We start from the raw sequence: 12,076 nt of genomic DNA, 5'->3' as shown, positions 1-12,076 counted from the left end.
GATGGCGGCGCCGGACGACGACCTCGCCCCCTTCCGGGCGGCGATCCTCCGCCGCTTTCCGGAGCTGGAGGACGCGGCCTTCCGGTTGCTGACGGGGGGCTGGCACTCGGTCGCCGTCGACGTCGACGACCGTCTGGTCTTCAAGTTCCCCCGCCACGCGGCGGCGGCGATGGCGTTGCGCAAGGAGGCGGCGCTGTTGGCGATCGTCCGTCCGTCGGTGTCGCTCGCCGTGCCGGACATGGACCTCCACGACGGGCCGCCGCTCTTCTCCCGCCACGGCAAGCTGCCGGGCGGGCACCTCCTGCGCGAGCACTACGAACGGCTCCCGGAAGGCGGGCGGGTACGGCTGGGGGCGGATCTGGGCCGCTTCTATGCGGAGCTCCACCGGCTGGACGCGGCGGTGATGGCGGCGGCCGGGGCGGGCCCGGTCGAGGCGTGGCAGCCGCCCGACGTCGTCCGGACCAAGGCCGTGCCGGCTCTGCCCCGGACGCTGCGGGACCGCGCCCTCGGCATCGTCGAGGCCTGCGAGCGGCTGCCCGCCGACCCGCACGGGCGGACCTACGGATTCTTCGACGGCCACGGGTGGAACATGGCCTTCGATCAGGAACGGGGACGGCTGAACGGCGTCTACGACTTCGCGGATTCCGGGATCGGTCCCCTGCACCAGGACTTCATCCGCACGAGCTTCATCTCGCCGGACCTGACCGAACGCGTCGTGGCGGCGTACGAGGCGCTGACGGGGCGCCGGCTGGAGCGGCGGCGGATCGCCCTTCTCACGGGGATGCACCGTCTGTCGGAACTCGCGGAACTGGCGCACGACCCCGATCACGCCCCGGCCATGGTGCGTCACGCCGTCGACTGGCTGGCGTCCGCCACGGAATAGCCCGGAGCGACGGCCGGAGCACCCGGTCCCGAACGCCTTGACGATAGTTTCAAGTGAAACTATTATCGGGCCAACCTCAAACACACGGTCCGGGAGCGAGCGTCCATGAAGATCCAGCAGATCCATCACGTCGCCTACCGCTGCAACGATGCCAAGGAGACGGTGGCCTTCTACCGGGACGTCCTGAACATGGACTTCCTGGTCGCCATCTCCGAGGAGCGGGTGCCCTCCACCAAGGAGCCGGACCCCTACATGCACGTCTTCCTCGACGCGGGGAACGGCAACATCCTGGCCTTCTTCGAGATCCCGAACTCGCCGCCGATGGGCCGCGACCCCAACACGCCCGCCTGGGTGCAGCACATCGCCTTCCAGGTCGAGGACGAGGCGGCGCTGCTCGCCGCCAAGGCGGCGCTGGAGGCGCGCGGCCTCCCGGTGGTCGGCCCGACCGACCACGCCATCATCAAGTCGATCTACTTCTTCGATCCCAACGGCCACCGGCTGGAGCTCACCTGCCTCACCGGCACGCCGGAGCAGATGGCGGAGCTGAAGGCCATCGCCCCGGTCATGCTGGAGGAGTGGAGCCGCGACCGGAAGGTGGTCACCCACGCCTCCTGGCTGCACGAGAAGGAGTTCGCCGTCTGAAGGCGCCGGCGGCCGGCTGTCGCCGCGCCGCGCTTTCCGCTAAGCTCGCCCTCCCCGGGGTGCTGTGCCGGCGGGCGTGACGGAGGCGGGACAGGGCGATGACGGGACGGACGGCGGAGACCGGGGAGGCGGCGGTTCCCTTCGCGCTCGAACGGTACTGGCCGTACCGCCTGCACGTGCTGGCCACCGCCGTCAGCCAGACCGTGGCCAAGGTCTACGCCGACCGCTTCGCCGTCACCATCCCGGAATGGCGGATCATCGCCGTGCTCGGCGGCCTGGACGAGGGCCGGACCCTGAGCGCCACCGCCGTCGCCACGCTGACCGCCATGGACCGCGTGCAGGTGAGCCGCGCCATGGCGCGCATGCTCGACACCGGCCTCATCGTCCGCGCCACCGGGCGGCAGGACCGCCGCACCGCCCAGGTCAGCCTGACGGCCAAGGGCCGCGGCATCTACCAGCGCATCGTGCCGCTGGCCCGCGCCTTCGAGGACCGGCTGCTGACCGTCCTGGCGGCGGAGGAGTGCGCCGAACTCGACCGCCTCGTCGCCAAGCTGGAGGATCGCGCCGGCGCGCTGGCCGCCCTGCCCAAGGAGCGGATCGCCGCGCTGATCGACCCGGAGTGAGGCCGCGGGCCCGCAGATAATTTCACTTGAAACATTCTCGGATGCAACGATACTGTCGGCCAACGATCGACGGCCGCATCCGCACGGCCGCACCACTGCCGGGAGACGCGCCGCGATGCTGTCGACCTATGCCTATCCCAAGTTTCCCTACGTTCCGGCCGAGGAGGGGCACGGCGCGGCCGTCCGCCGCCACCCCGTCGTGGTGGTGGGCGCCGGCCCGGTGGGGCTGACCGCCGCCCTCGACCTCGCCCGCAAGGGCGTGCCGGTGGTGCTGCTGGACGAGGACGACACGGTCAGCATCGGCAGCCGCGCGGTGTGCTACGCCAAGCGGGCGCTGGAGGTGTGGGACCGCCTGGGCGTCGCCGGGCGGATGATCGACAAGGGGGTGGTGTGGAAGATCGGCAAGGTCTTCCACGGCGACCGCCGGATCTACCAGTTCGACCTGCTGCCGGAGCCCGACCACAAGATCCCGGCGTTCATCAACCTCCAGCAGTACTATCTCGAGGAGTATCTGGTCGACGCCGCGCGCGAGGCCGGCGTCGATCTGCGCTGGCGGTCGCGGGTCGCGGCGATCGAGCCGCGGGACGACCACGTCCTCCTCCAGGTGGAGACGCCGGACGGTGTCCACGCCGTGGCGGCGGACTGGGTGATCGCCTGCGACGGCGCGCGCTCGCCGATCCGCAAGGCGCTGGGGCTGGAGTTCGTCGGCGAGGTCTTCCAGGACCGCTTCCTCATCGCCGACGTGGTGATGAAGGCCGATTTCCCGCCCGAACGCTGGTTCTGGTTCGACCCGCCCTTCCACCCCCGGCAGTCGGCGCTGCTGCACATGCAGGCCGACAACGTCTGGCGGATCGACTTCCAGCTCGGCTGGAACGCCGATCCCGAGGAGGAGAAGAAGCCGGAGCGCGTGATCCCCCGCCTGAAGGCGATGCTCGGCGAGGACACCGCGTTCGAGCTGGAGTGGGTCAGCGTCTACACCTTCCAGTGCCGCCGCCTCGACCGGTTCCGCCACGGCCGTGTCCTGTTCGCCGGCGACAGCGCCCACCAGGTCTCGCCCTTCGGCGCGCGCGGCGCCAACTCCGGCGTGCCCGACGCCGACAACCTCGTGTGGAAGCTGAAGCTGGTGCTCGACGGGCTGGCGCCCGAGAGCCTGCTCGACACCTATTCCGACGAGCGGGTGGCGGCGGCGAAGGAGAACATCCTGAACTCCACCCGCTCCACCGACTTCATCACGCCCAAGAGCGCGATGAGCCGGACCTTCCGCGACGCCGTGCTGGGCCTCGCGGCGGAGTATCCCTTCGCCCGGCCGCTGGTGAACTCGGGGCGCCTGTCGACGCCGACCACCTACGCCGACAGCCCGCTCAACACGCCCGACGCCGACGCCTTCGCCGGCCCCATGGTGCCCGGTGCGCCGGCCACCGACGCGCCGCTGGAGGACGCCGCCCACGAGCCCTGCTGGCTGACGGAGCGGCTGGGCGGCCGCTTCGTGGCGCTCTACCACGCCGGCGGCGAGGCGGTGCCGGCCGCGGTGGCCGAGGCCCTCGACCGGCTGGCGGCGGGGCCGCTGCCGTTCGCCTGGCACGCCGTCACCGACCGTCGCCGCGACGCCGGCGCCAACGCCCTGGTCGACACCAAGGGCCGCTTCGCCGAGCGCTACGACGCCCGGCCGGGCACCCTCTATCTCGTCCGCCCCGACCAGCACGTCGCCGCCCGCTGGCGGTCCTTCGACGCGGCGCGCGTCGCCGCCGCCCTCAACCGCGCCATCGGCCTGTGACCGCGAGGTGCCCCATGTCCCGGCTCGTCCTCGACACCAACATCGCCAATCCCGACGACGTCTACGAGGCGCTGATCGATGCCCACCGCGATCTGACGCCCGAGCAGAGCGCTCTCGTCAACGCCCGCCTCATCCTGCTGCTCGCCAACCACATCGGCGACGCCGAGGTGCTGCGCGAGGCCATGCGTCGCGCCCGCGACGGGGTCTGACGTCGGCCGGCCGGAGCGCGGACGCGCGCGGTGCGCCCGCCCTCCCCGTCCGTAAAACCTATAGAAGAAGTATGGCTTTTCCGCCCCGCCGGCGGATGTCATAGTCACGGACAGTTCGGTCATGCGACTGTTCGGAGGCGTTCCATGGAGCGGGCGGAGCGGGCGGAGCGGGCGGAGCGGGCGGAGCGGGTGGTCGGCGCCGGGACGGGCTTTCCCTACGCCGACCGGGTGCGCACGGTGACGGCGGCGGACGTGGTCGGCTGGCTCGCCGCCGGCTGGCGCGACATGCGGGCGGCGGGCGCGCTGAGCCTAGCCTACGGGGCGCTGTTCGTGGCGATCGGCTTCGCGCTCACCGGCGGCCTCGCCATGCTCGGCATGGGCTACCTGATCGCGCCGCTGATCGGCGGCTTCCTGCTGGTGGCGCCGCTGCTGGCGCTCGGCCTCTACCGCATCTCCAAGGACGTCGAGGAGGGCCGCCGGCCCGGCCTGCTGGCGGCGCTCACGGCGTGGCGGGCGAACCCCTACCACATCCTGACGGCCGGCCTCGTGCTGATGCTCTACGTGATGATCTGGACGCGGCTCAACGTCGTCGCCTTCGCCCTGTTCTTCCCGCACGAAGCGATCAACGTCGACCGCGTGCTGGCCGCCCTGTGGACGCTGGACGGCCTGGTGTTCGCCGCCTTCGTGACGGCGCTCGGCTTCGCCTTCGCCGCCTTCGCCTTCGTCACCAACGTGACCGCCCTGCCGATGATGCTCGACCGCCCGGTCGACATCTTCGCCGCCGCCCTCGCCTCCGCCGTCGCCGTCGCCCGCAACCCGCGGCCGATGATGCTGTGGGGCGGCCTGATCGTGCTGATCACCGGCCTCGGCCTCGTCACCGCCTTCCTCGGCCTGATCGTCGCCCTGCCGCTGATCGGCCACGCGAGCTGGCACGCCTACCGCGCCCTGGTGAAGCGCGAGGACGAGCCGTAGGCCGCTCTGAATTCAAATGTTTAGAGCAAGATCGCTTCTGGCCGGATCGGCCAGAAGCGATCTTGCCCTAACGCGCCGCCGCCGCCAGCGCGGCGATGCCGGCGTCGATGCGTTCGGCCGCGATCGACGAGAAGCCGAGGCGGAGGTGGCGGTCCGGCGCGCCGCCGTCCATGAAGAACACGTCGCCCGGTTCGACCAGCACCCCGTGGGCGCGGGCGCGCTCGGCGATGCCGCGGGCCGAGCGCCCCTCGGGCCCGCGCACCCAGAGGCTGGAGCCGCCGGCGCCGGCGGTGGCCTGCCAGTCCGGCAGGTGGCGGTCGAGGGCCCGGCGCAGCGCCTCGGCGCGGTCGCGGTGGACGTGGCGGCGGCGGCGCTGCAGCGCCTCGTGGTGGCCGAGGGCGATGAACAGCGCCGCGGCGCGCTGGTTGTTGGCCGGGGGGTGGCGCAGCATCAGCCGGCGCAGCGCCCGCGCCTCGCGGACCAGCGGCGCCGGCCCGACGATGTAGCCGAGCCGCAGGCCGGGGGCGAGCGTCTTCGACAGGCTGCCGACATAGACGACGCGGGCGTCGCGGTCGAGGCTCTTCAGGGCGGGCATCACGGTGTCGCCGGCCCCGCTGTCGGTCTCGTAGTCGTCCTCGATCACCACCAGGTCGCGGTCGCCGGCGAGCGCCAGGAGCGCTTCGCGCCGGGCCAGCGGCATGGTGACGGTGGTCGGGCACTGGTGGCTGGGTGTCGCGTAGACGACGTGGCAGCCGGCCATGGTGCCGCCCGGCACCAGCCCCTCCCCGTCCACCGCCAGCGCCCGGACGTGCGGCGTCTTGATGGCGAAGATGTTGCGGGCGTCGGGGTAGCCCGGGTCCTCGACGCCGACCACGGTGTGGGCCGACACCAGGAGCTCCGCCAGCAGGAACAGCGCCTGCTGGGCGCCGATGGTGACCATGATCTCGTCCTCGGCCGCCCACACCCCGCGCCCCGGCAGCACCTTGGTGCGCAGCTGCTCGATCAGCAGCGGGTCGTCGCCGTCGATCAGGTCGGGCGCCCAGCCGCGAACCTCGACCACGCCCAGCGCCTGGCGGCAGCATTCCCGCCACTCGGCGATGGGGAACCAGGCGGGATCGAACTGGCCGTAGAGGAAGGGATAGGGATAGGCCTGCCAGTCCCGCGGCTTGACGATGTTGCGCTGGACCGAGGCGCGCACCGCCAGCCGGCGCTCCCAGTCGACGCCACGCCCGGGCGGTGCCGGCAGCGGCGCCAGCGGCGGCGCCACCAGGTCGGCGTTGACGTAGTAGCCGCTGCGCTCGCGCGCCACCAGGAAGCCCTCGTCGACGAGCTGGCCGTAGGCGAGGCTCACGGTGTTGCGGGCCACCTTGAGCTGCTCCGCCAGCTCGCGGCTGGAGGGGAGCGGGCTGCCCGGGCAGAGGTGGCGGTCGGCGATGGCCGAGACGATGGTCTCGCGGATCTGCGCCTGGAGCGGCCGTCCCCGTTCGTTCGAGAGAACGAACAGGCGCCCCCACATCGCGTTGCCCGGCCGCCCGGCCATGCCCCACCCACCGCGCACGAGGAAGGATTCAGGTCGTGCGAAACATTGTTCGCCACACCGAGCATTGTGCGTGTGCGAAAGGACGCCGTCAACGGCGACGTGGCGGCGGACCGGACTCCCGGACGTCCTCGCGCCTCCGCGGTGCCGCGGATACACCCCTTTCGTCCGCGTGCCTTTCCCTCCCCCGGCCCTGCCGGGGGAGGAAATCGACGTGCGGATCCACCGGCCCCGGGAGAGGGCGTGTGAGGGCCCCGGGGCGACCGGGCCTCAGGCGGCGTTGACCTCGGCGACGAAGCGGCGGACCTCCTCGCGCAGGCGGTCGGACTGGCTGGACACGCTCTCCGCCCCGCTGGTCACCTCGCGCATGCGGTCGCCGGTGGTGGTCACCGTGGTCGACAGGGATTCCACGCTGCTGGTCACCTGCAGGGAGTTGTCGGCCGCCGTGCGGGCGTTGGCGAAGATCTCGTGCGACGCCGCCTCCTGCTGCTGCACCGCCGCCGCGACGGCGCCGTTGAGGCCGCTGAGGTCCTTGATCAGGGCGGCGATGCCCTCGATGGCGCCGATGGCGTTGCCGGTGGCGACGCGGATGGCGCCCACCTGGTTCTGGATGTCCTCGGTCGCCTTGGCCGTCTGGTTGGCCAGGCTCTTGACCTCCGCGGCGACGACGGCGAAGCCCTTGCCGGCCTCGCCGGCGCGCGCCGCCTCGATGGTGGCGTTCAGCGCCAGCAGGTTGGTCTGCGAGGCGATGTCGTTGATCAGGTTGACGACGGCACCGATCTGCTCGGCCGCCGACGCCAGGCCGGAGACGATGCCGGTGGTGTTGGCGGTCTCGGTGACGGCGCGGCTGGCGGTCTGCGCCGCCCCCTCGACCTGGCGGCTGATGGCGGCGATCGAGCTGCGCAGCTCTTCGCTGGCGCGGGCGGCGGATTCCACGCTCTCCGAGGCGCCCGAGGCGGCGCCGGCGGCGGCCTGGGCCTGGCCGGCGGCGCTGGCGGAGTCGGCGGCGAGGACGGCCGACCGCTCGTGCAGGGAGGTGGCCGCTTCGCTCAGGCTCGCCACCACCTCGTCCATGGCGCGCACGAAGCGGGCGGCGCGGGCCGAGAGCTGCTCGCGCTGCTGGTCGCGCGCGGCGCGCTCCTCGTCCAGCCGCTGCGCCGTCTCGCGGGCGGACGACAGGGTGGTCACAAGACCGGCGACGGTGCGGGCGATGTCGCCGATCTCGTCGGAGCGGCCGACGTGCGGCACCTGCACGGCGAGCTCGCCGCCGGCGATCCGGCCCAGCACGTCGCGGATCGATTCCAGGGGGCGGGACAGGCCGCGGGCGACCCACAGGCCGACGGCGACGCTGACGCCCAGCAGGACGAACATGAGCAGCAGCTCGCGGAGCGCCCGCTCGCGGAAGGCGGCGTCGATGTCGTCGGTGTAGACGCCGGTGCCGATCATCCACTGCCAGGGCTGGTAGCCGGTGGCGTAGGCGATCTTCGGCGACGGCTCGGCGTCGTCGGAGCGCTTGTGGCGGTAGGCGACGAAGCCGCCGCCGGCCTTGGCCGCCTCGATCATCTGCACGTTGAAGGGAACGCCGTCGGGATCCTTGAGGTTCAGCAGGTCCTTGCCCTCCACCTGCGGGCGCAGGCCGTGGACGAGGTTGACGCCCTTGTAGTCGTAGACGAAGAAGTATTCGCTGCCGCTGTAGCGCATGGCGCGCACGGCGTTGCGGGCGGCGGTCTGCGCCGCCTCGCGGGTCATCGTGCCCTTCTGCTCCTGCGCGCCGTACTGGGCGATCACCGAGGCGGCGGCCTCGACCATGTCCTGGACCTTGGCCTTGCGCTGCTCCGTCAGGTTGGCGTGCAGCCCCGACAGGTTGATGGCGGTGACCGAGACGGCGCTCAGCAGCGCAACGCCGAACACCAGCAGCAGCAGTCGCATTCCGATCTTGAGCTTCATCGCTCCATGCTCCTCGTCTGTCGCGCACCGTCGGGGTGCGGTTCCCATGATCCGTTCCTGCGGTCGCAGCGCCACGGCGCGCCGTCCGCGGCGGCGGCGCGCGCGAAGCCGACGACCGCGCAGTTCTCCAGCTCGACGCCCGGCATTCCGGCCAGCCGGTGCAGCAGCACCCGGCCGATCCCCTTGCTGGCGACCAGCAGCGGCCATTGCGCCAGCCGGTCCTCCAGCCCGGCGATGCCGGCCAGGACGCGGGCGGCGAAGGTCTCCTCGTCCTCGCCGCCGGGCGGTGCCAGCCCCGCGGCGAGCCACGGCCGCGTCTCGGCGACGCCCAGGCCGTTCCACGCGCCGAGGCGGCGTTCGCGCAGCCACGCCGCCTCCTGCAGGGGCACGCCCAGCGCCTCGGCGAACAGCGCCCCGGTCACCGCCGTCCGCTGCAGCGGACCGGCGATGACCACGCCGCAGGGCCGGCCCGAGGCGGCGAAGCGCGCCGCCGCGGCGCGGGCGTCGGCGACGCCGCGCGCGGTCAGCGGCACGTCGCGGTCGCCGCCGCAGCGCACGCCCAGCACGTTGTCCGGCGTCTCGCCGTGCCGCACGAGGTGGAAGCCGCCGCCGATGCCCTCCGCCATGGCCGTCACCGCCCGCGGAACAGGACGCGGTCGGGCCCGGGGGTCCAGGCCACCGTGCTGTCCCGGGGAAAGGCGTCGGGCGCCTGCAGCCACCGCCGCAGCGCGTCGATGTGCAGGGGGTCGCTGAGGGTCGGCGTGTGGCCCACCAGCGGCACCTGGATCAGGCTCACCCGCGGCTTGGCGAGCATCCGCTCGGCCGTCGATTCCAGGAGCGCGTCGGTCATCATCCCGCGCACCACCAGGACCGGGCAGTCGACGCGCGCCCAGTCGTCCCATTGGTCGTGGTCGCGGGCGGCACCGTCGCGGTAGCTCTGCAGGGCGCGGATGTCGTGGCGGTAGACGCGTCCGCCGTTCTCCTCCGACCAGCGCGTCTGGTGGAAGCTGTTGTGCAGCAGCACCGTGTCGTCCACCGGCCCGTCGTTCTTCTGGGCGGCGCCCATGCGGTGGAAGAGCTGGGCCGGGCGGCGGAAGACGTAGTGGCGGGCCACCGACTCCGCCCGCCGCCGCCGCCGCTCCTCCGGGATGAAGGGGCCGACGTCGTTGAGGATCAGGCGGTCGACGACGTCGGGCGCCTGCGCGGCGACGCGCATGGCGACGCAGCCGCCCAGCGACGACCCGACCAGCGTCACCCGGCCGAGCCGCTTGTGGCGGATCAGCGCCATCACCTGGGCGACCGTGCTCTCGAAGCAGTAGTCGGACTGCTCGGCCAGCCAGCCGCTGCGGCCGCGGCCGGCCCAGTCCAGGCACAGGACGTGGTGGTCGCGCGCCAGGGTGCGGGCGAGATAGTCGAAGCGCCGCGCCGCGTTGGCGATGCCGCCCAGGCACAGCAGGGTGGGACGCAGCGGATTGCCCCACTCCGTGTAGGCGAGGCGGATGGTGTAGTCGGCGCGCAGCCGCTCCACCGTGCCGGTCTGCAGGGCGGCGGGATGGGTGTATTCGAAGTGCCGCAGCACGTGGCCGGCGCCGATCAGCGGCTCGATCACCCGCATGACCTTGTCGTAGTCCTTCCACGTCATGGCGTCGCCCGAGGCGATGCCGAGCGCCTGCAGCATGGCCAGCAGCGAGCGCTGGGGCTCGCCGGCGGCGCCGTCGTGGAGGCGGACGGCGGCGAGTGGCGTCGGTTCCGCTGCGACGGGATCGACGAGGCTCTGGTCGAACATCGGCTTCCTCGTTTCGTCGGTGGAACGGCGGCGGCGCGCCGGGGCGATGGCGGCGCGGGGGCGGGCGGCGGCGGTCACGGCGCGCCCTCCCCGCCGGCACCGGCGCCGACGACGGCCGGGGCGGCCGGCGGCACGGTGAGGACGAAGACGGCGCAGAACGCCGCCCCGGCGGCGAGGCCGACGCCGCCCAGCGCCGCCAGCGCGGCCTGGGGTCCGAAGCGGTCGGCGACGGCGGCGGCGAGCAGCGGGCCGAGCACCGAGCCGCCGCGCTCCAGCAGGCGGTAGACGGCGAACACCGTGGTGCTGCCGAGGCGCGCGCACTCCGCCCGGCACACCTCGGGCACCAGCGCGAGCTGGGTGGCGTTGTTGAGGGCGTGCCCCACCCCCAGCGCCGCCACCCCCAGCAGGACCGCCGGCACCCCCGGGGCGACGAGCACGGCCAGGGCGCCGGCCCCGGCGATCAGCCCGCCGGCCCCGGCGAACAGGGCGTGCCGGCCGCCGCGGTCGGCGGCGCGGGACACCGCCGGCCCGAGGACGACGATGAGCAGCCCGTAGCACATCATGGTCCGGCCGATGGCGGCCGGGGTCTCGCCGAGCGCGTGCAGGGCGACCGGCACGAGATAGAAGAGGGAGCCGGTCAGCATCAGCTTGGTCGGCACCGAGGAGAACAGCAGCAGCGCCAGGAAGCGCGGATTGGCCAGCACCGCGGCACCGTGGCGCAGGCCGCCCGCCGGCGCTTCGCCGCGATCCGGCGCCTCCGGCGGCAGCAACAGGGCGGCGGCACCGGCCGCCGCGAGCGCCAGCAGCGCCGAAACCGCGAAGGTGGCGCGGAAGCCGAGGTGGTCGGCGAGGATGCCGCCCATGGCGGCGCCGCACAGGCCGGCGACGATCACCGCGGCGACGAACTGCGCCATGCCGCGCGCCCGCTCGCCACGCCCGCTGTGGCGGGCGACGAAGCCCTGGGCGCCGATGAACATGACGGCGTAGCCGAGCGCGCACGCGCCGCGCCACAGCAGCAGCTCGGCCAGCGACTGGGCGAGCGCGGTGCCGAGGAAGCCGGCGACCGCCGGCAGGGCGCCCAGCAGCAGGGTGCGCCGGCAGCCGAAGCGGTCGGCCCAGGCGCCGGCGAACGGCGTGAAGACGGCCACCAGCAGCATGAACAGCGCGATCGGCAGCCCCATCACCAGCGTCTCCGAAAGGCCGGCGACGGGCGTGTAAAGCTCCCGCACATAGAGCGGCAGGAAGGAGCGCGACAGCTCCTCCGCCAACATGAAAAGGAACAGGGTGACGCGGACGCCGGCGAGGCCGCCATCCGCCGCCCCGCCGCCCGCCGCCCCGCCGCCCGGCACCACCGCCGGCCGGACCGGCGCTCCGGGCCCGCGCAGGCGCAGCGCCTCGAACAGGGCAAGCATCGACACCAGCAGCACCACGACGGCGTCGTAGGCCGTTTCCCGGCCAACCGTGGCGCCCGGGACGGCCGCGAAGACGGCCAGCGCCGCGACGGTGAACGCTCCGGCGGCGGCGGTCGCCAGGCCCAGGCGCCGCAGCGGCGTGCGGTCGGCCGCGTCCAGCACGGCCGGCGCGGCGCAGGCCAAGAGGGCGGCGCCGCCGGCGACCAGCGCGAACGACACCGTCAGTTGCAGGCGGACGGACTCCAACGCGGCCGGATCGCCACCGGTTTGGATAAAAATCGCGACAAACTT

11 protein-coding genes are annotated in these 12,076 nt (G+C 73.3%); 6 read left to right on the top strand and 5 right to left on the bottom strand.

Translation table 11 applies throughout. From position 1 onward, the window contains the following. Position 1: 1 nt before the first annotated feature. The 6 genes from ACSBPG_RS24320 (at position 2) to ACSBPG_RS24295 (ending at position 5,103) form a co-directional block, all read left to right on the top strand. Positions 2-883, top strand: coding sequence for a phosphotransferase (locus ACSBPG_RS24320; protein ID WP_435539821.1), 882 nt, complete (start codon positions 2-4; stop codon positions 881-883). Positions 884-988: 105 nt separating this feature from the next. Next, positions 989-1,525, top strand: coding sequence for a VOC family protein (locus tag ACSBPG_RS24315; RefSeq protein ID WP_435539820.1), 537 nt, complete (start codon positions 989-991; stop codon positions 1,523-1,525). A gap of 98 nt (positions 1,526-1,623) precedes the next feature. Beyond that, positions 1,624-2,148: a MarR family winged helix-turn-helix transcriptional regulator gene (locus ACSBPG_RS24310; protein WP_435539819.1), complete on the top strand. Its 525-nt coding sequence runs from the start codon at positions 1,624-1,626 to the stop codon at positions 2,146-2,148. A 115-nt stretch (positions 2,149-2,263) separates the two neighbouring features. Then, positions 2,264-3,922, top strand: coding sequence for an FAD-dependent oxidoreductase (locus tag ACSBPG_RS24305; RefSeq protein ID WP_435539818.1), 1,659 nt, complete (start codon positions 2,264-2,266; stop codon positions 3,920-3,922). A 14-nt stretch (positions 3,923-3,936) separates the two neighbouring features. Then, complete coding sequence (locus ACSBPG_RS24300) at positions 3,937-4,131, top strand: DUF2783 domain-containing protein (RefSeq protein WP_435539817.1); 195 nt, start codon at positions 3,937-3,939, stop codon at positions 4,129-4,131. Between the two features lie 144 nt (positions 4,132-4,275). Further along, entirely contained in the window at positions 4,276-5,103 is an 828-nt protein-coding gene (locus ACSBPG_RS24295; protein WP_435539816.1) for a DUF2189 domain-containing protein, read from the top strand. A gap of 67 nt (positions 5,104-5,170) precedes the next feature. On the opposite strand, the gene ACSBPG_RS24290 is transcribed toward ACSBPG_RS24295, so the two are convergent. From ACSBPG_RS24290 to ACSBPG_RS24270, 5 genes are all read right to left on the bottom strand, one after another. Further along, a complete protein-coding gene (locus ACSBPG_RS24290) occupies positions 5,171-6,643 on the bottom strand; it encodes a PLP-dependent aminotransferase family protein (protein WP_435539815.1) in 1,473 nt (490 codons plus the stop codon). A gap of 267 nt (positions 6,644-6,910) precedes the next feature. Continuing rightward, entirely contained in the window at positions 6,911-8,587 is a 1,677-nt protein-coding gene (locus tag ACSBPG_RS24285) for a methyl-accepting chemotaxis protein (RefSeq protein ID WP_435539814.1), read from the bottom strand. Next, a complete protein-coding gene (locus ACSBPG_RS24280) occupies positions 8,584-9,213 on the bottom strand; it encodes a histidine phosphatase family protein (protein WP_435539813.1) in 630 nt (209 codons plus the stop codon). Before ACSBPG_RS24280 ends, ACSBPG_RS24285 begins: the two co-directional genes overlap by 4 nt. A 5-nt stretch (positions 9,214-9,218) precedes the next feature. Beyond that, the gene (locus tag ACSBPG_RS24275; protein WP_435539812.1) at positions 9,219-10,451 is read right to left on the bottom strand and encodes an alpha/beta fold hydrolase; all 1,233 of its coding nucleotides are present in this window, start codon (positions 10,449-10,451) and stop codon (positions 9,219-9,221) included. After that, the gene (locus ACSBPG_RS24270; protein ID WP_435539811.1) at positions 10,448-12,031 is read right to left on the bottom strand and encodes an MFS transporter; all 1,584 of its coding nucleotides are present in this window, start codon (positions 12,029-12,031) and stop codon (positions 10,448-10,450) included. The genes ACSBPG_RS24275 and ACSBPG_RS24270 overlap by 4 nt, the downstream gene beginning before the upstream one ends. Positions 12,032-12,076 lie beyond the last annotated feature (45 nt).

The sequence above is a fragment of the Azospirillum sp. ST 5-10 genome, assembly GCF_051225715.1.
In the GTDB taxonomy this organism is placed as follows: domain Bacteria; phylum Pseudomonadota; class Alphaproteobacteria; order Azospirillales; family Azospirillaceae; genus Azospirillum.
Note: the sequence above shows the minus strand (reverse complement) of the source record. Positions and strands in the feature narration are given on the sequence as shown.

Coding starts and splice junctions, on each gene's coding strand:
- ACSBPG_RS24320 (WP_435539821.1), top strand. CDS start 2: ATGGCGGCGCCGGACGACGACCTCGCCCCCTTCCGGGCGGCGATCCTC.
- ACSBPG_RS24315 (WP_435539820.1), top strand. CDS start 989: ATGAAGATCCAGCAGATCCATCACGTCGCCTACCGCTGCAACGATGCC.
- ACSBPG_RS24310 (WP_435539819.1), top strand. CDS start 1,624: ATGACGGGACGGACGGCGGAGACCGGGGAGGCGGCGGTTCCCTTCGCG.
- ACSBPG_RS24305 (WP_435539818.1), top strand. CDS start 2,264: ATGCTGTCGACCTATGCCTATCCCAAGTTTCCCTACGTTCCGGCCGAG.
- ACSBPG_RS24300 (WP_435539817.1), top strand. CDS start 3,937: ATGTCCCGGCTCGTCCTCGACACCAACATCGCCAATCCCGACGACGTC.
- ACSBPG_RS24295 (WP_435539816.1), top strand. CDS start 4,276: ATGGAGCGGGCGGAGCGGGCGGAGCGGGCGGAGCGGGCGGAGCGGGTG.
- ACSBPG_RS24290 (WP_435539815.1), bottom strand. CDS start 6,643: ATGGCCGGGCGGCCGGGCAACGCGATGTGGGGGCGCCTGTTCGTTCTC.
- ACSBPG_RS24285 (WP_435539814.1), bottom strand. CDS start 8,587: ATGAAGCTCAAGATCGGAATGCGACTGCTGCTGCTGGTGTTCGGCGTT.
- ACSBPG_RS24280 (WP_435539813.1), bottom strand. CDS start 9,213: ATGGCGGAGGGCATCGGCGGCGGCTTCCACCTCGTGCGGCACGGCGAG.